The sequence below is a fragment of the Caulobacter sp. AP07 genome (assembly GCF_000281955.1).
Lineage (GTDB): Bacteria > Pseudomonadota > Alphaproteobacteria > Caulobacterales > Caulobacteraceae > Caulobacter.
Genome location: NZ_AKKF01000037.1, coordinates 25946 through 44745, shown reverse-complemented (window position 1 = coordinate 44745; position 18800 = coordinate 25946). Strand labels below are relative to the sequence as shown.

General features: G+C 61.6%; 13 protein-coding genes. 5 read left to right on the top strand and 8 right to left on the bottom strand.

The window, feature by feature from the left end; genetic code table 11:
- From PMI01_RS03500 to PMI01_RS03465, 8 genes are all read right to left on the bottom strand, one after another.
- Positions 1-247 (bottom strand): hypothetical protein (locus PMI01_RS03500; RefSeq protein WP_007663119.1); only part of this gene is annotated, 247 nt, incomplete at its 3' end.
- A complete protein-coding gene (locus tag PMI01_RS03495; RefSeq protein ID WP_007663116.1) occupies positions 247-687 on the bottom strand; it encodes a Mov34/MPN/PAD-1 family protein in 441 nt (146 codons plus the stop codon). The genes PMI01_RS03495 and PMI01_RS03500, both read right to left, overlap by 1 nt.
- Before the next feature lie 4 nt (positions 688-691).
- Positions 692-1417: a multiubiquitin domain-containing protein gene (locus PMI01_RS03490; RefSeq protein ID WP_051989886.1), complete on the bottom strand. Its 726-nt coding sequence runs from the start codon at positions 1415-1417 to the stop codon at positions 692-694.
- A gap of 57 nt (positions 1418-1474) precedes the next feature.
- On the bottom strand, positions 1475-4867 hold the full coding sequence (locus PMI01_RS03485) for a UvrD-helicase domain-containing protein (protein WP_007663108.1): 3393 nt from the start codon (positions 4865-4867) through the stop codon (positions 1475-1477).
- A gap of 1 nt (position 4868) precedes the next feature.
- Positions 4869-5447, bottom strand: coding sequence for a hypothetical protein (locus PMI01_RS03480; RefSeq protein WP_007663103.1), 579 nt, complete (start codon positions 5445-5447; stop codon positions 4869-4871).
- Positions 5444-6235: a hypothetical protein gene (locus PMI01_RS03475; RefSeq protein ID WP_007663092.1), complete on the bottom strand. Its 792-nt coding sequence runs from the start codon at positions 6233-6235 to the stop codon at positions 5444-5446. Before PMI01_RS03475 ends, PMI01_RS03480 begins: the two co-directional genes overlap by 4 nt.
- 230 nt (positions 6236-6465) lie before the next feature.
- Positions 6466-7224: a tellurite resistance TerB family protein gene (locus tag PMI01_RS03470; RefSeq protein WP_007663089.1), complete on the bottom strand. Its 759-nt coding sequence runs from the start codon at positions 7222-7224 to the stop codon at positions 6466-6468.
- On the bottom strand, positions 7221-11990 hold the full coding sequence (locus PMI01_RS03465; protein ID WP_007663086.1) for a DUF3320 domain-containing protein: 4770 nt from the start codon (positions 11988-11990) through the stop codon (positions 7221-7223). The genes PMI01_RS03470 and PMI01_RS03465 overlap by 4 nt, the downstream gene beginning before the upstream one ends.
- A gap of 297 nt (positions 11991-12287) precedes the next feature.
- Here PMI01_RS03465 and PMI01_RS28165 point away from each other — a divergent pair, with 297 nt between their 5' ends.
- From PMI01_RS28165 to PMI01_RS26925, 5 genes are all read left to right on the top strand, one after another.
- Positions 12288-12575, top strand: coding sequence for a helix-turn-helix domain-containing protein (locus PMI01_RS28165; RefSeq protein WP_081497630.1), 288 nt, complete (start codon positions 12288-12290; stop codon positions 12573-12575).
- A 225-nt stretch (positions 12576-12800) separates the two neighbouring features.
- Complete coding sequence (locus tag PMI01_RS26340) at positions 12801-13658, top strand: TnsA endonuclease N-terminal domain-containing protein (RefSeq protein ID WP_157223660.1); 858 nt, start codon at positions 12801-12803, stop codon at positions 13656-13658.
- Positions 13655-15844, top strand: a complete 2190-nt coding sequence (locus tag PMI01_RS03455) for a Mu transposase C-terminal domain-containing protein (protein WP_035034307.1) — start codon at positions 13655-13657, stop codon at positions 15842-15844. The genes PMI01_RS26340 and PMI01_RS03455 overlap by 4 nt, the downstream gene beginning before the upstream one ends.
- Positions 15837-16799 carry an ATP-binding protein gene (locus PMI01_RS03450; RefSeq protein ID WP_007663074.1) on the top strand — a complete coding sequence of 321 codons (963 nt, stop codon included), beginning with the start codon at positions 15837-15839 and terminating at the stop codon, positions 16797-16799. The genes PMI01_RS03455 and PMI01_RS03450 overlap by 8 nt, the downstream gene beginning before the upstream one ends.
- Entirely contained in the window at positions 16799-18751 is a 1953-nt protein-coding gene (locus PMI01_RS26925; RefSeq protein ID WP_007663064.1) for a hypothetical protein, read from the top strand. Before PMI01_RS03450 ends, PMI01_RS26925 begins: the two co-directional genes overlap by 1 nt.
- Positions 18752-18800 lie beyond the last annotated feature (49 nt).

Genomic DNA, 18800 nt, shown 5'->3' with positions numbered 1-18800 from the left:
GCGGCGGTTGGGGGGCCGCCAGCGCCGCCTCCTGAGCCTCGATCCACACCTCATGGCCGCTGCGGGCCATCAGGGTGGCGGCGGTGACCAGGGCGGTCTGCCCCGAGGCCGTGGCCAGGACGGCCGGTTCAGCGCGGATCAACACCCGTGTCGAGGTCAGGGCGCTCAACCGGGTCTCGAGCGAACAGGCCGAATCCAGGGCCGTGCCCATCAGCAGCAGGGTCCGGTTCAGGGCTTCGATCAACATTACACCAACTCCAGTGCGTCTTGGATAAGCCTGGCGCGCCAGCCGCCGCCAGGTTGGATTTCGGCAAGAAAGGCCTGGTCGAAACCGACCGGGCCTTGCGCGAACCGGGGGATGACCAGGCTCAGGAAGCCCGGCGTGTGGATGAGCGGAAAGGCGTCGTCGGTCGCCGAGTGGAAGGCCGCGCCTGGATGGGTGTGGACCTGGACGCGAACGCCCAGGCCCTCATCGGCCAAACGACCCCAGAAGGCATTCAGCCAGGCGTCGTCGACCTGGAAGCCCACGGCGCTGGCGACATGGCGCGGATGCACCACGGCGCTCAGACGCTCCGGATCGGCCCAAGGGCTGACCCAGAGCGCCTGGCACTCGCGACGCCCCGCCCCGCACGACCGCAGATGCTCGAAGGTTTCCTCAAGCAAGGCGATGGGGAGCTGGAAGCGCATGGCCTTAGCCCCCCTGGACGACGCGCGGGCGCAGCAGGAGGCGGTCGTGCGGGTGAACGCCGGCCGCTTGCACCGTCTGACCGGGGTTCAGCTCGCCGCCGGCCTCGTTGAAGAGGGCCAGCTCGCCGGGCGGATGCCCGAAGGCGGCGCGCGCGGCGTCCAGCACGGCCTGGATCAGCTCGTGCGGCGTGACGCGGACCGTGGTGGGCTGGCCATTGTAGATCACGACCACCTCGAAGCCCGGGTTCGGCTTGGGCGCGAGGATGACACGCTCCACGCCGACCGGGTTGAGGTCGAGCGCGCCATCGTCCGGGATCAGGCGGTCCTGACCGCCCGGCACATCCAGGAAGATGGCTTGGTCCGGGGACGCGCCCGTCAACTCCCGCAGCACCGTCGCGGGGATCGAGGCCACGCCCCACAGCACCTGGGCGCCGTTGGCGTCCAGACGGTAGAGGCGGTCGGTCTGGAAAGCGATCAGCCGCTCCACACCCTTGCCGCGCAGGTCATAGGGTTCGTTAAGGCGGATGTCCTCGAAGTCGCCCGAGGGCAGGAGCGCCACCAGGCTATAAGCGCTGGCCGGTCGCAGCGCCGCCGCCGCCAGGATCTGCACCCCGGCGGGAGCCGGGTCGAGCGTGTGGAACTGACGGAAGGCGAGGTCGCCGACCGCCAGCTGATAGGCGTAGCGTTCTTGGACGTCGGTGCGATCGTCCTGGAGATCTTCGGTGTTCATAGTAAGGGATACCTTCTTGCTCGGCCGCCCCATGACGGCCTTACAAGGGCAATCCCGTCAGCCCGCCGAAACCGGGAACGGGCCTTCCAACTTTTTTTCGAGAGCGCCGGGCACGACCGGTCCGCAGACGAAAAAGGCCGGACAGGACGGGCACGATCGCTCGGATTCCTTCATCGGAAAGCAACCGGCGGCCAGGCCCGCGAGCAAAGCCGCCACCTGATCCGCCTTTTTCTTCCGGGCGGCAGCGTCCTTGAACTCCAGGCGCGCAGGTTCGGCCCCGTCCGCGAGGTAGACGACCTCCGCAGCGGTCACCGAGCCGAGGGCCAGCGCGGCGAGCGCGAAGGCCTCCTCACCCAGCCGTCGCTCCTTGGAGGGTCTCTTGCCCGTCCGTACACGGCGGGCGATCCGGGTCCCGCTTGCATCCAAAACCTCGTCGGGCCGGACGTGAATCACCGCCGCGGTCGATGCGTGGCGCAACTCGACCGCCTCGGCCAGCACCGCGGCGCTGCGCGAACTCACGAACGCCCGGACCAGTCCCAATCCCATCAGGCGATAGTCGTCGGCGTAGACATGGTCGGCGACGCGTGACTGGGCCCAAACCTCCGCGAAGACGATATCGGCTTCCCCGCAGTCCCCGGCGCAGAGGCGCGCCACCGTGGCCTGCACGACGGTGTGCATGTCCGTGAACGGCGTCTCGGCGCGGCGGCCGCCAATCTGAAGGACGTGGGTATAGAGAAATCTTCGTGGACACCGCCCATAGGATTCGAGGTGTTCCAGGGTCATGGCGATCGGCTGGCCAAGATCCACCGCAAGTGGCCGGCCGTCCTCATCTGGCAGAACGCTCGACGACAGGTCCAAATCCGTCCTGGTCAGGCCACCAATCCGGACGAGGAAGCTCGATGCCGGTCGCGACGCCCCGGCGGCGTTGCGACGAACCGAGTGGATGGTCAGCCGGTCGCGCGCGCGGGAGAGTGCGACATAAAACAGGCACTCCTGCTCCTCGGCGTCGGAGGCCTTAACGAAAGTGCTTCCCGCCTCGGTCGCCCCGACGATCAAGCCGTCGGGCGGCGGGCATGATGGGGGCGGCCCACCGGTCCTTGGCAAGCTCTGCTGATTGAGACCCAGGACGTGGACGACGTCGAACTGCAACCCCTTGCTGCCGTGGATTGTCATCAGTCGTACCGCGTCGATGGTCTGAGCCGCCTCCGGCAACTGCCGAAGCTCGCGATCGTCAGCCAGGCGCACCAGCCGTCGAATACGATCGAGCAGCCGTCGAATGGGGAGGCCTTGTCCAGCGGGCTGGACACGCAGGAAATTCATGAACTGCCATATCGCCGCCGACTGAGCGCGCGCGGCCACCGTGTCGTTGGACGCAAGATCGGCGGCTACCCGCGTGCGGTCGAGCAGCAGGTGCGTCAGCACGGCCCAGGGCTGGGCGTCGGGTCCAAAGCCCTCCAGCGCCGAGGCGATGCGGTCGAGCCCGGCTCGCCCTTCCGGGCTCAGCTTTTCGAAGGCCTCATGTTTCCAGGCGAGCGGCTTGGCGTCGATCGCGCGCAGGCTGGAGACGACGATGTGCGCGTCCGCGAGCTGGAGATTGAGCGCCAAGGGCGCCCTTCGACGGACCAGACCCATGGCGCGCCCGTCCACCAGGAGCGTGAGCCAGGAAAGCAAATCCTTGATTTCGGGCCGCTCGAAGAGGCTGCCCAGGAAAAGGACGGGAATACCGCGCCGCTCGAGGTCCTCGCCGATGCGCGCCAGACGGTCATTGCCTTTGCACAAGACGGCTTGCTGACGATAGGCGTAGCCCTCCTTGCGAGCCGCCTCGATCGCCGCAGCCGCGCCTGCGCCCTCTTCGTCCTTGGTGCCGACTGTATGATGGACGGGACCGGTTCCGCATCGCCCCCGGGACGCCTCCAGCCGTTCGTCGCTCCCCGCCCCGGCTTTCATCGCCACGCCAAAGTCACCAAACGCGTCGACGATCTCCTTGTGGGACCTATAATTGACCTCAAGGCGATCGCGCTTGGCGGGCGCGAAGTCGGGCGCGCCGAACCGGGCCATGTTGAAGGACGAGGCACCGCGAAAACGGTAGATGGCCTGCCGCGCGTCACCGACGACCCAGAGATTGCGTTGCGGCCCCAGCAGCAGTTCCAGCAGCGCGACGCTGCTTCGGTTCACGTCCTGATACTCATCGACGAGGATATGCTGGTAGCGGGCCTGTAGGGCTTGGCGGACATCTGGATGCTCACGAAGCAACCGCACCGGAAGCGTGACAAGGTCACCGAAATCGACAGCTTGCCGCTCCTGCTTGATCTCCTGGTAGCGTCGGTAAACGGCGGCGACCTCGATGGCCTTCTCGGCCGCCTCCGGATCGGCGGCTTTCATGCCCTCGGCGCACTCGGCATAGCGCTCCGGCCCGGCGACCTCGTCCTGCGCGCGCGACACCGCGTTGAGGATCGCCCGCAAATTGTCGGTCGGGTCCCAAAGATCACGATAATGGCTCAGCCCCAGGCGCGAAACCTCCGCCTCCAGAAGCGCGATAGCCTCGGTCCGATCCATCAGGGAGGGCTCACGAAGATAGCCGAGCCGATCGAAATAGGTCTTGAGAAGATCCAGTCCAAAACCGTGGAAGGTGCCGATCCAGGCAGACACGGCCGCCTCGGGCGATTGACTGGCGATCCGCTCGGCCAGCTCGCCGGCGGCCTTGTTGGAGAAGGTGAGGATCAGGATGGATCGTGGATCGACACCCCGATCCAGCAGAACGCCTACACGCGCCGCCAGGGTCTGGGTCTTTCCCGTCCCTGGACCCGCTTCCAGCGCAAACGGACCTTCCTGATGGTCGGCCGCGCGCTGCTGGGCGGGGTTCAACGGCTTTTCCTCGGCCGGTTTGGTCGACAGGACGATCTCGGGCAACAGCAACGCGTCGAGAAGCTGCTGGGCCACGACGTCAAAGGGCGCACCAAGCCTCGCGGCGATGTCGCTCGCTGACAGGCCATCGTCTATGTGCAGTCGCCGGGCCCAAAACCGTGGCAGGAGCAATTCGCGGGAGAACAGGTCCATCTGGACCTCCCGGCGAGAGCGCCGGCTGTAGTCGATCACCCGGTCCTCGCCCACGGGTGCGGCCTCCGCGCACCGGGTCGGATCAACCTCCTGGGCAAGATCCTCGACCTGGTCGTCGCCCAGGCAAACATGACCCAGCTCGTGGCCGATCAGAAAGGCCGCCCAGAACGGCTCCGCCCCGCGCGGATAGAAGATCGTGCGCGACCCTGGATCATAAAGGGCCTGCGCGGACTGAAGCTGCGGCGCGCCGGCGTCGAGATCCTCCAGGCAAACCTCGAGAGCCTCGGCGACCTTGGCGACCACCTCCAGCGGATTGAACGCGATGGCTCCGGCCGCGAGGGCTTCGCGGTGAAGCCGAGACGCCGTCTGCCTTCCCAGCTCGACGGCGCTCATCTCAGGTGTCCGTTTTCAGCAGACGGGCGCGGACCTCGGCCGGTTCGTTGGAGGCCTGGAGCAATTCCTCGAACGAAACCTTCTCGCCCGACGCCTGAGGCTTGCCGTCGGCGCGATAGCTCCTTCCGACCGCCTGGCGCGGCGGAAGCTCCAGGAACGCCATGAAGTCCTCAAGCGCCACCTCAAGCGCCTCGGCCAAGGCGCGCAGCACGTGGGAAGGCACGGTCGCCACGGCCACGAGGCGATCGCGAAAACCCGTCAAGGTGCTGGAGCGGATACCAAGCTTAGCCTTGATGGCGTTGAAGCGCGCCGGCTTTAGGCCCTTGAACGGGTCCACCACGTCATGCGTGTGGAGGCGTTGGCGCAACTTAGCCACGCCGCGCGCGACCCACGCCTCGTCCACCTCGGCGCCCGAGGCGGCTTCGATTGGCCGCTGGATCGAATGATAAAGATCGAGAATCGCGTCGGCATGGCTCGGGTAGAGCCGCAGATAGAGCTCGAGCGTATCCCGGCCCGTAGATGGCTCCGACAGGAAATCATCCAGAACATCACGTTCGTCGGGTTCAATGCGGCGGATCATGATTTGTCTTCCGCGCTGCCGACAGCGCGCATGGCTTTGATGAAAGCGTCGCGCCGATTGCGCACGGTGCTCTCGTCACAGCCGAGTACGCCACTGATTGTCACTTCGTCAGGCTTTGTCGAATGGATTGTAAAATCCGCGATGAGCATCTGCATGATCCTGCGATCCTTGTCTTGCAGGCTGTCAATCATCGCATGGAGACGTATCCGGGAAGTTGGATCTGAAAAAAGTTTATCGCGAAGGGCGAGAAATTCCTTGTCGCCATTCTCTACCGCCAGACTCAGCTCCTCGACCGTCTTGATATCCCGCCGATCGCGCTCCGTACCCAACCGGCGCCAGGCGCTGCTTCTGAGTTTGTCGATCGCATAGTCAAACCGGCATTCGAAAATATCGAGCGCGTCGCCTTGGTGGTTCAGATCCTCAGCCAAGGCCTCGGTGAACTTGTCGGCCACGTCGTCGCGAACCTGCTCGCGCGAAACGTTCTTGCCATCCCGCCCGTCGGACGTCCGCTCCTCGGCTCGCGGTAACACTCTGGCGATGCGGCGTAGGAGTTCGGCGTACAAGGCGTCGAAATAGGCATGGTCATTGTCCGACCTGGTCGCGCGGATCAGGTGGATGATTGCCTCCGACGGGATATGGTCGGGGTCGGTGCGTGAACGGACAAGAAGTCGTTCGAGTATCTCCGCGCGAGGCGTCGCTAGAAGACGGTCGATCGACGCTTCGATCTCCGCCGGTCGCGTATAGAGACTTTGGTCCCTTTTTCTTCTTTTTGTAAGCGGCGTCGCCATGGGTCGGTGCGTTGCGCGCACCCCAGAGGCCACGCTTCATTAGTGTTATAGCAGCGATTCGCTCCCTTGGATTGAACGGCAAATAGCAAGGCCCCCTTAGCGCTTTGTAGCTCGGGATAATAGTGAGCCCCGAAGCGGACCTTCCCAACGTCCGCGATAAGTCAGGATCGGAGCCGCGCCGGCGACGGTGTCGCCCATGCCCAAGCAGACTCTCCAAGGTCAGAGAAGAATTAGGTAGGCTGCTTGAGTTCCGATTGGATGGCACTGACGAATGCCAATTCGGCGGAGTCCAAAACTCCGTCGGCCTCAACCACCCGACGCAACGTCCGCGTCAGCATGCGCGCGTCCCCTCGGCTCCCCGAAGCAATTCGTCTCAGCGAAGTCTGAAAGGCGGCTTCATCGGGTGTCATCAACGCCAGTTGGCGGCGCACGATGTCCTCCTCGAGTGGGCCATCGAGATAACGGTCGAAGACGTGGACGAGAAGCTGGTCTTGCTCGCCAGGATCAAACCGGCCGTCAGCCGCGCCGACTACGGTCAGGATAGTCAGTTCATCGGCGCAGAGATGAAACGCCCGATCTTCATGGGTTTCAGGCTGGTAGAGCAAGGGATGGGACAGGAAGAATGTTCGGGCGTCAGCGTGGACCTCCCCAGTGGAGGCGTCGAAGACCTCGCTGATTCGATCCAGGGAGAAGCGACGCGGCGCCGACCTTAGATGGCACAAGCACAAGAGCATGGCCTTGTCGCTTCGCACCTCGATGCGCCTCAAAGTCACGATCCGCTGAGAGATCGCGCCCGCGCTATCCTCGTAGGTCAGATGGAACACCATAGGCGGCGCGTCGGAAGCGAGATCGCCCAGCACCATGCCTTCGTCGTCGTCTAGCGCCGCATGCGAGCGTTTGCCGCCGATTTCGAGAAAACGGGCTTCGGCGGTGCGAAGCGCCAGCGCGCTCCGCACCTTCACGAAATGATCGACGCCAAGCCAGTTCATGTCGACACCTTCGCGCGTACCAGCAGCTCGCCCTTCTGCACGAGCGCGCCGATACCGACCAGTCGCTCGACACCTTCCAAAAGGACCCCGCGCAGTTGGGCGCTGGTGGCGGAATAGCCAAAGAGTCTCGAAACGGCCTGCACCAGGTCGCCGCTCGCGGCTCCAAAGTTATCATCGACGACCCGCAAAAGGGCTTCGTCGATCTCGGCCGGTGGCAGCATCTCGGGCTTGCGAAGCGTGGCCGACCCGACCAGCGAACGATCGCGAACGATCACTGGCTTATCCGGCGCCACGAAGAACGGTCCGCCTTGGATCAGGCCTCTTTGGGTGGCGACCGAAGCCGCCGACGCCACGGCGGCCCGGATACGAGAGCCGGCTCTGGCCAGGCCCCACAAAATACGAACCCTCGCCGTGATCTCGTCCAGGTGAATAGGTCCCTCGATCTCCACGATCTTGATCACATAGGCGGCCATTTCGGCTAGTGGCGCCTCGTGAGGCTCGACGCGTGCGTTAACGGGGAACTCGGCTTCCACATAGGGCGTGCGCTCAGGTTCATGGGTAAAGGTCGCTCCGATCTCCATGAACGCGGTGACGACCTCGGTATCGTCGATGCGCTCACCTTCGAAGGAGACCGGGACCGCACGAGCCGGGCGGAAACCCTCCTCGTCCCGATCATGCCAGACGCCCTTGGCAGCGGCGATGGCGGCCTCGATCTTCTTGAGCTCTTGCTGGGGGCGAAGATACCAATCGGCGCTCCAGACGCGATGGATGATCCAGCCGTGCGCTTCCAGTACTTGTTGGCGTAACCGATCACGATCCCGGGCCGAGCGTGACGAGTGATATTGAGCGCCATCGCATTCGATGCCGAGCACGAACCGGCCAGGCTTCTCCGGGTCCGAGATCGCTAGATCGACTCGGAAGCCCGAGGCGCCAATCTGACGTTTCACATCGTAGCCGAGCGCCTGGAGGCGTTCGCAGACCTGGATTTCGAACTCGCTGTCGAAATCCTCTCCCGTCGTTTCACCCAAACCGAAATGCCCGGTCTCGGCGAAGGTCAGGAACAACTTCAGGGCGGCGACACCCCGGGCTCTCGTGCGCTCGAGATCTATGTCTGCGCCCGTGAAGTTGCAGAACACCTCGCAACGCAGCTTGGCGCGAGAGATCAGCACGTTTAGGCGGCGCTCACCGCCTTCGCCGCTAAGTGGCCCAAAGGCATGCGCGAGATAGCCTTGCTCGGTCTTGCCGTAACCTACCGAGATGAAGATCACATCGCGTTCGTCGCCCTGGATGTTCTCCAGGTTTTTGACGAAGAATGGCTCGTTTGTTCCGCCGCCGAAGAATTCTTCCACGTCGGGATTGGCTCGGCGCAGCAGCTCCAGCTCCTTCAGGACGGCTTGACGCTGCGAGACCGAAAAGGTCGCGACGCCCAGGCTCTGTTCTGGATGGCTGCGCGCATGGGTTATGACGGCTTCGGCAATGATCCGCGCCTCACCGGGGTTGGTTCGTGTCCCGCCCCGATCATAAGGCGCGTCTTTCAGTAGGTTGAACTTAAGTCCCATGCCAGCCACGGCGTCATACGGGCTTGGGACGATGAAGAGTTTGTTCTCGTAGAACTCGCGGTTCGACACCGCGATCAGAGACTGGTGTTTGGACCTGTAGTGCCAGCTCAGCATTCGATGAGGTACGCCCTTGGCCAGGCATAGCTCTAGGATGCTCTCGGCGTCCTTGGCCTGGATGGTGACGCCGTCGGCGGTCTCCTCGGGATCTTCTTCGCCGGTGAGTTTCTTGAAGAAGGCCGTTGGCGGCAGCTGACGTTCGTCGCCGACGACAACCAACTGACTGGCGCGGGCAACTGATCCCAAGGCGTCGACGGGCTCGATCTGACTGGCTTCGTCCATAACGAGGATATCGAAGGTCAATCCACCGGGCTTGAGGAATTGGGCCACTGACAGTGGGCTCATCATAAAGACAGGCTTCAACTGCTGGACCGCCGGCCCCGCGCGCTCAAGCAGCACACGGATCGGCAAGTGACCTCGCTTGCGCGCCATTTCGGCGTTCAACACGCCGAGCGGCCCGATGCCGGCGGCGCCGCGCGGACGCCCCTCCGCGTGAGCGGCGACGATCTGTTCCTGCGCCAGCTCGATCCGGGCGCGGTCCAATTGGCGAAACAGCGAGACAGCGTTGTTATGCGTGTCGCCATCGAAGCCGCGCAGTTCAGGCCACGCCGCGAATAAGGCCAGCCGCAACACTTCGGAATAGGCGCGATCGAGCGCGGGGACGATCTCGTCGGGTTTCAGCCGACCATCGTGGACAGCGTCGACCAACATCACGCAACCCGCTTCTGCGAATTTGCCGGCGACCGTAGCAAAAGCGATGAAGCCGCTAAGCGCTTCGAGATCGGCATTCCAAGCGCTGAAGCGCTCAGCGAGCTCACCGATCGCGATCGCCTTTGCATCGACGACGCCAAACGCCCGCGGCAGGTTCAGCTCCAACTCAACAAACAGGCCATCCAACGCCGCCTTCAGTTCAGCCAATCGGGCTGAAAGAGCGGCGCACGCGCGTTCCAATTTCTCAGGCTCGGTCGTCTCGGCCAGGCGACGCCAGACCTCGGCGGGCAAGGCCGCGTGGACGCCTCGCCAATCAATGATGCTCTCGAGCACCGTCCAATCGGAACGCTCGGCCTTCCAGGTCGCGCCAAAAGCGCGCCCCGCCGGCGCAGCCTGCTCGAACTTCGTCTTGGCCGCCTGAGCCGCCAGCATCTTGTCGATCAGCCCGATCCGGTCCGATTGGGTCTTCGGCAGAGGCACTTTCAGATAGGAACGTAGGAGCGCGATCTGGGCGCGATAATTTCCATCTAGGAACCGCAGGAAGCTGCTGCCTTTCGTGACAACGGCGACACGCGCGGTGTCGAGTTGCGCCGCCTGGCCAGCATCATTGAATTCCGCCGCGGCGAGTGCCCAGGCCGCAGAGTAAGTTCGCCCCGCCTCGATCAAATCCTTCAGGCCATCCAGTCCAGGCGTCAGCCATTCCGGCGCCGTCAGCGCGGCGCGATCGACGCTCTTGGGCACCGGCATGATGCGCAGGAACGAAAGGCTTCTATCCAGGGCTTCGATGGTCTGCGCCGGCGGCGCTCCAAGGAGCTCGGCTACGGACGCTTCAGCGACCGCGTCCGCCAAGATCGCCGAAAGAGCTTCGATCTGCTTGGCCAGCGTCGCCCGTTCCACGGGGTCAATCGGTCCTCTTTGCACACCCCGCCAGACATGTTCGGGAGGCGGGCCGATTGCTCGCAGTCTGTCGGCCACATCGCCAGCCATGACCCGCCGCTCCTTCACCGCCTCCTTATTCCATGTGTCAGCGCCGACCAGGGCGAAACCGGTCAGCCCTTCGGAGCCCTGGCTTTTGGCCAACCGACCCAAAATGGCCTGAGGCGAGAGCTCGCTGGGCTGCAAAGGCGCATGCAGACGCTTGGCGAAGGTGTTGAGCGCGGTCCCGGTGTCGCCAAGCTTTTGGATTACGGACAGATCGCCACGCGGTGGCCGGTGCTGGGCGTCGCGCGTACGCTTCAACTCCTCGAGCACAGTGCGCTTGTTCACCTTATTGGAGTGAAGCTCCAAGGTCAGGGGACCCAGCCCAACCTGCCGAAGTCGGCGGTGGACCACATCCAGGGCCGCCATCTTCTCGGCGACGAACAGCACCTTCTTGCCGCGCGCCACGGCCGCGGCGATGATGTTGGTGATGGTCTGAGACTTGCCGGTGCCGGGCGGGCCCTTGACCACGAGCGTCCGCCCGCCCGCCGCCTCGGCGATCGCCACTGTCTGGGAGCTATCGGCGTCGACGACGTGGTGTAGCTCGATCGGCGGGATGGCCTCGTCGATCACCGCCCCGTCCTCAACCAGCGGAGAGCTCTCAGGGAAGCCGTCTCGCAGCAAACCCGACACCATTGGGTGGGCGTCGATATTGCCGTCTTCGGGCCAGTTGTCGGGATCCAGGTCCCGGTACATCAGGAACTTGGAGAAAGAGAAGAAGCCCAACACCATGGCGTCGGGCAGGACTTCCCAGCGCTTCTGGTTGGCCACCGTCGCGGCGACCTTGGCGCAATAGGCGGCGAGATCGACCTCGTCTTCATCGGTAAAGTCCTCGATCGTCAGCGAGAACTCCGCCTTCATCTTGGCTTGGAGGGTCAAGTTCGGCGAAGGTGGTTCGTCCCGCCATTTCAACTTGAATTTGTCGGCCGCGCTGCTGCGCTCGAGCTTGACTGGCAACAACACAAGCGGCGCGTGACGCGCGACGTCGGAGCTGTCGCTGTCGAACCAACGCAAGAGCCCGACGGCGAGATAGAGGACGTTGACGCCCTGTTCCTGCTCGAGCGTGAGAGCATCGTACCAAACATCGAACAGCCGCTTCTGAAGACCTTCTGACGTCAGGCGAGTTTGCAGACGCAGATCGACGTGCCGGGATGCGACGCCTTTCTCATCAATGACGTCATCGTCGGGTTGCGGGATGCCGCCGGTGACATCGTCGTCAGGATCGAGTTCGGCCTTCTCCTCGTCGGTCAACTGCACGCCGGGCAGGAAGGTAAGCGCCTTGCCCGACGTCAGAAGGCGAAAGACCTCACTCGACTTTTCGTCGACGACTTCAATCGCCCGGTTGTTTCGCGTGCGCAGGGGCGTGTTGAGGAGCCTGTTGCGGCTGGATAGGTCCAGCAATGCATGGCGCTCTTTGAGCAGCCGCTCACGAATAGAAACGATGGTTGCGCCGTCTGCCACGCTCGTGCCTCCCCCGAGGAATCTTCCCATCGATGTCGTATATGTAGCGGGAAGGCAATCAAATCAGCTTGGCGTTGACCGAAAACGGGTCCAGTGAATTGATTGTTCGATCTCAATGAGTTGAGGCGCCCAGCCTGGGTTAAAGGCTGCGCCTAGAGATGAGTAACTGGCGCGATGGCCTAAAATTCCGCCAAGACCCCCTTGGCAGAATTGCCAAGACCCCCTTGGCAATTCCACGACCTCACGGCCCATTATTACTCGCGTCCTCTCGACGCGGAGCACAATTATTAAGATTCGATGTTTCGGCGAGATTGGGAACAATGTTATCAAGCGATTCGCGGTATGCGGATTGGACTTATTGTGCTCGACGAAAAGACTCATCTTTGGATCAAGCAGGCACTCGCCGCCAAGGGGTCATCCCTCGGTCAAGTTGCTAGATCTGAAGGTGTTGCCACGAGCACGGTGTCGATCGTCAGCCGTGGTTACAGGCGTTCCAGGCGACTTGAGCTCGCCATTGCTAAGGCAGTGGACTCCACACCGCAAACGCTCTGGCCGGATCGCTATATTCAAGAGCAGGAGAATTAAAGCCACGAACTAGGACTAAGTCTAAGACCTAGAGCGCTAGTGGAACGACAAAAGGGCCCAAGCTAAGCTTGAACCCTTTTGCCGGGGAAACCCCAGATTCGTCGATTGGACCCGACAATCTGAATTTCCTCCCAGGCGCGCCAAAAGTCAACCGCCCGCGAAAGCGGGGGAATGCTGACGCGCGCCGGTGCTCGTTCCCAAAATTCTCAAAATTGGAACGAGATCATGAACAAGACTACGAGCGCAGCGGCTGCGGCCGGCGCCTACACGAACACGTTTGCCTTCGACCCGGCGAGCCCCCCACCTGGAGGGCATCCATCATTGCGTCGAACGATGCTGGCGGGGCTTCGACGCCCGGCTGATCCGGATTCGTGGGCGGCGATCAGCAGTTTCGCTCGCCTTGTCACTACGCCCGATGGCAAGCCCATTCGCTCGATCATCACTGGGCGGCGATGCATTGTGACTGGCAGTTATGCCAGTCGAAAAGCCCGGCGGGCCTTGGTGCACGAAAGCATGAATGAGCGCGCACTCTTCGTGCACAGCGAGGTCGATACCGAGATCATCGATTATCAGAGTCAGCCCTTGCGTCTGGAGTTCGTGCTCGACGGCCGGCGCCGCACCTATATCGCCGACTGCCTGCGCCAAAAGTTCGACGGCAGCTTGGAGCTGGTCGAGGTCAAGCACGATCAGCGAGCGCTGCGCGATCCCGACTACGCGCTCAAGATCCAGGCCGTGGCCAAGGTTTGCCAGGCGCTGCAGTGGTCATTCCGTGTTGTGCACGGAGCGCCGCTTAGAGCGAAATCCACCTTCAACACGAACGTGGGCATCGTTCAGCAGTACCGCTTCGTGAAGTTCGGCGCTCGCGAGATTCATCTCGCGGGCGAGGCCTTGGCTCAAGCTGGCGGCGAAATCGCCTTTGGCCGCTTGGCTGAAATCTTGGGTGAACGCCGCATCGGGCGCGCCCAGATTTGTGCGATGATGGTCGGACGCATCGTTCGTATCGATCTCCAGAGCGCGCTGAATGACAACAGTGTCGTTCGCTCGCCTGGCTCGTCGCTCACCTCGTCGGAGGCGCGCGCGTGACCATCAATTTTAAACCCGGGGAGATCTGGAGCACGCAAGACCGAAAGGTCGCGTTCGAGCGCCATCTGGGCGGTGGCCTCCTTCACTTCACCTGCCTGCGAACCTTCACACCGTTCCTTGTCGAGAATGCTGACGGGCTCACCGTCATGCCAGACATGGGCTGGGCTATCAGGGCCTATGCGAATGGCGATCTCATCAGGATCCTGAATTTCAAAGAGCAAACGGTTCGGGAGCTTGCTCAAAGGCGTGAGTATGACGCCGCTGAAATCCACCGCCGCGATCGTTACGCCGCTCGGCGTCGTTTCGTCTTGGATGCTCTTGATAAGCGCGGCGTCGGTGCCCTCGGCGACCGGCGGATGGCAATAGAGCTCTCCAAAATCTGGGCTGACGCCCCGGAGAAAGTCCTAGCGCTGGGCGAAAAGCCCACCCCGCGAACAGTCCGCCGCTGGCTTATGGAGCGGGGTCAGCAAGGCGATCGACCGCTCCGCCAGATGCTGTCCATGAGCGGGCGGGTTGAGCGAAGGAGTCCGCTTGATCCGACGGTGCTCGCGGTAATGCAGCATTTCGTACTGCTGTACTGGAGCGATCGCGCCAAAGACATCGCTTCGGCCTTCGCGCGTCTCCACAGGCTGATTTCCTATCTGAACCGGCGGAGAAGCAAGTCCGACCAGCCGGTCCTAAAAATCCCGTCCGAGGAGGCGTTTCGAAAACGCGTCCGCAAGCTCGAGTGCTTTGAGACCTACCGCGCTCGTTACGGCGAGAAGGCGGCAACGTTGCGCTTCAAACCCTGCGGGGAGAGCCTCAAGGCTGAACGGTTCCTTGAGCTTGGATGTCTAGACCACAAGCTTCTCGACAACGTCGTTGTCATGAACCTGGACCAGATGTTGCCTATGGGGCGGCCCTGGTTGACGGCTGTCATCGATGTCAAAACGCGCTGCATCGTCGGCTTCGTACTCTCATTCGAGCCTCCGTCGCTCTATTCCGTTACCGAGTGCATCAAGCGAGCGAACGCGCCGAAGCTTCACCTCCTCAGTCGAAGAGGTGGGCGATACGCGATTTTGGTCAACATCTTCGGCCGCTTCGATGAAATCGTTGTCGACAACGGTCTAGAGCTAGCCGGCAACGCCTTCGAAGACGCCATGGCCGATGTGGGGACCTCGGTCCGCTGGGCGCCAATCAGATCTCCAACCCACAAGGCCGTAATCGAACGGTTCTTCCGCACGATCGACGATCGCATCCTTCACAAGCTTCCTGGGTCGACCCTCGACCCGAAGACTCTGCGCGACCTTGAGATCGACCCGCACAAGGACGCCATCCTCACGTTGGAGGACCTTGAGGATCTCATCTGGGAGGCGATCAGCTTTTATCACATGGACGTCCACGACGGCGTCGGTGCCGCGCCGGCGAATTTATGGGATCGTGATCTCAAGGCGTTTGCCATCAACGTTATCGGTGATGTTCGCCAGCTCGATAAGATGGCCGGTGCGATGGAGCCCAACCGCCGCCTCACCAAGGCTGGGATCGAATTCCTTGGGTTGCAGTACCACGACCAAACCCGGACAGGCGGCCTGTTGAATGATCTTGCCGGCTTGGCGCCGCGCACCGGTCAACCGAAGGGGTCGGCGTCTGTAAGGGTAAAGATCAAGTACAATCCTGCAAATCTGCAGGAAATTCACGTCTGGAACGATCGGCGTAACCGTTACGTCACCTTGCCGTGCACGGACCTCGACTACGCCTCAGGGCTTTCGAAGACCCAGCACGAATTCCTTCGCAAGCTTGCTGACCAAGAGAACGAGGCGTTCTTCAGTCGAGAAGATCGCTATCGCTGGCGGGCTGAACTCTGTCAGCGGGTCGAGCGCCTGGTGCCTGGGCTCAAGCTGAAGAACCGCAGGACGATCGCTCGTCTTCTGCAGTCGCCGATGGTTCAGGGGCTGCAGGGTGAAGGCGTGGCGCTGGCCTTTGCGCCAGCGCGGCATGACGGCCTGGCGCCTGCAATCGAGAACGACACCCTGGCCGCGCATCGGGCGGATGGGGGGCTGACTTCCTCACGGCCACCCCGCGGCGGCACCAAACGTAAAGCTCCCAAACCTTCCAAGCCGTCGGCGGCGATCAAGTCGAGTGCAGAAGGCGTGGCCAAATTTGGCGGCTTCAGCATCAAGAAATTCAAAGGATTCGGCAATGCTTAAGCGGTCAAAAGTCCCTGCAAAAAATATCGAAATGATCGAAGACTTTTCGGAGGAAATGAACAACGTCGTATCAGGAAAGATAGCGTTTTTTAGATCAACATTTATCCCATACACGAAGCATGTAAACTTTCACTCCCGATGCGACTACCTGCAAAAACTCGGCGCCCTAAACAGGGGCAAGCCGCAGATGGGGCTGCGGGTCTTGGCCCCGTCTGGCTCAGGTAAGTCGACCGCCGGCCTCGAATACAAGGCGCTTGTCGATCGGCGTCGCGGTGACAGCGCCAACACATCGTCTGTCCTTTTTTTGCCGCTCAAGGCCGCGACGACCAGCAAGCGCCTGATGGTGCAAATTCTCCGGAAGCTGGGCGATCCCTACCCGGATCGGGGTACAGAGGAGACCCTGACCTACAGGGTGATGCAGTATCTGGAGCGGCGCGGCATCGAGCTGCTGATTATTGACGAGGTCCAACATCTAAATGCTCGCTCGTCAGCCAACAGCGACGTCACCGATACCCTAAAGTCGTTCTTAGATGCAGGCGTGGTGCCGATTGTCTTCTTGGGCACCGATGAGGGTAAGGACCTATTCGAGCGAAACCTTCAATTGAATGGGCGCCTGCTGGCACCGTTCGACATGCCTGCGCTCGACGCCAGCAAGGGTGAAGAGCGCGACCTTTTTGCGACCTTTGTGCATGATTTATGTGCGGAAATGCATAATAGGCAGGTATTTACACAGTCAAACGACCTGCTTACGGAAGATGTTTTGGCGTGCTTGCTTGAGGTAAGCGCTGGCGTTATCGGGCGTGTATCACGTCTATTCGAAGCCGCTACTGAAATTGCGTTACGTCGGAGTGCGCAAAGCCTCGAGGTGCAGGACCTTCTGGTCGCGGTGGATCGGTGGGCGCTTCAGCAAAACTTTGCCCAACGAAATCCGTTTCGTCTGTTGGGGGCGGCCTGATGGCCGCCCTCGATCTCGCCCGCATAAAGCCGGTGCTGTTTCCGCTGGACCCAATCCCAGGGGAAACAATTCGTGGCTACGCTGGTCGGGTTGCCCAGCACAACGTCTACGGCAATCCATCCGATCTCCTCCTCCCAGCAGGCTTAAGTCTGAACGACCTCCGCCGAGGTAGAGCTGATCCAAGAGTTCTAGCGAAAATCTATGGTGTCGGTGTCGATCAACTCGACCCAATGGTCCCGAAGGGTTTGGCGTCGCGCGAGCATTGGACGACGGTTTATGGTCTCGACGGCGCGCCTTATTCGTTTCGTCAGACCCCGTGCCCGATATCGCCAAGCGGACTGAGGCGGTCGCCGCACCATCGTTTCTCCTGGTCGTTGCGGCGCCTGTCATTCTGCGCGGAAGATTGGAGCCTATTGGTTGGGCATTGCCTTAGATGCCGGGCCCAGCTGCGGTGGCATTCTGGCCCAATTCATGAATGTTCATCGTGCCATCTCGACCTGCGTGATGGCACTGTGTCGTATATCCAATCGCCTGATCGGCCTTATCTCTCCGTCGCGGCCAATCTGGTCTCCTTTGAGCTTCAGGTTCGGCAAAGTGCGCTTGAGCAGCTCCCAAACTACCTGCGCCCACTTGCTCCGGAGGACGTATTGTCCGTGGCCGTAGCGATCGGCCAAAGCCTACGCTGCGCGGGCCATCCCCTCGGCAAGGTATCAAGTGCTGCCCCAACCTATCCGGCTACGATGCTGACAGGCATGCGGTTCATTCTCGATGGAGCCGCTGGTGGCGCAGAAGGCACGATGCGGGGTGTGTCATCTGACGTTATTGTAAAAGCTAGAAAAAATCTGAGTTGGCGTGCTCGGGAAGCCGCCGAACCAGTGTTCCATGCTCTTCAAGAGGCGCGGCGAACCACGAGATTGTTTGGCCGCGCCAGCACACTTTCCATAACTGCGGCGGCCGCCTCTGCACGCCTAGGCCGAAGCACAATGCGGCGGCTTATCCGGCATGGGCTGGTTCTTGCTTATCCGTCAGGCGGGGGCGATGAGCGTCGACATGATGACGTAGATGTCGCCAGCCTGGCAGAAATCAAAAGCCTGATAAGATCAAGGATTTCAATCAGGCAACTATCGCGTGGTTTTAAATTACCTTCTGGTGTTGTCGAAAAAATTTTGGCGGACAAAGAGATCGAGCCGCTTGATGGTGAGTCTATCAGGCTGATCTATAAGGAGCCTCAATATCATAATAAACAAGTTATGGATCTCTTTAAAGAAATTGAGCGATCAGTTGAGAGAATTTCACAGCGTGGAGAATGCCGCGTGCTTCTGTCTGAGGTCTTCGGTAAGGAGGCGCACTTGGATGCAATGTGGGCTGCTGTCCTGGTGGCTGAAGATGTACCAGATGGCATTGGATCAAATGCGCCCTATGGCCTCGATCCCCTTCATCTGCATGTTAGTCTGAGGGGCGCGGCAATGCTTGAAGCAGGAGGCTTGCCGGCTTTTCCCGCTGAGCTTGAAAGCGCACCCATGACCTTGAAGGACGCCGAAGTTCGCTTGAAGTCCAACCCACGAGACATCCAGCGCTTGATCAAGGTTGGTCTGCTTATACGGCGTGGGAAGGGCCTTTGCCGTCGTAGCGTCACGAGCTGCGGGCGGATGCTCATGAGCTCGCGTGAACTTGCCGAAAGTGTCGGTGTAGACCCGATGGACGTCTCTGCTTTGGCAAACGTTAGGAGCCTTAAGCGCCCCTATTGGGGCATAGGGTTCTGGATGCGAGACGAGGCTGACGCCTTGCTGCCGCAACACCTCACCGAGAGTCGTTCAATTTCAGGACCGCTTGCATCACGCGTGGCTTCGCGCTCGGAAAAGCAGTTTGCTAGTAACTTGAGAACAGGAACGGGCAATGATCGTTGGACGTGCAGCAAAGTCACCCTTCATTCGCCAGATCACCAGGCGTGATCTGGAATTGGCGCTCGATCAGTGTCTGGCCTATGCAGCCCGAGGCGAT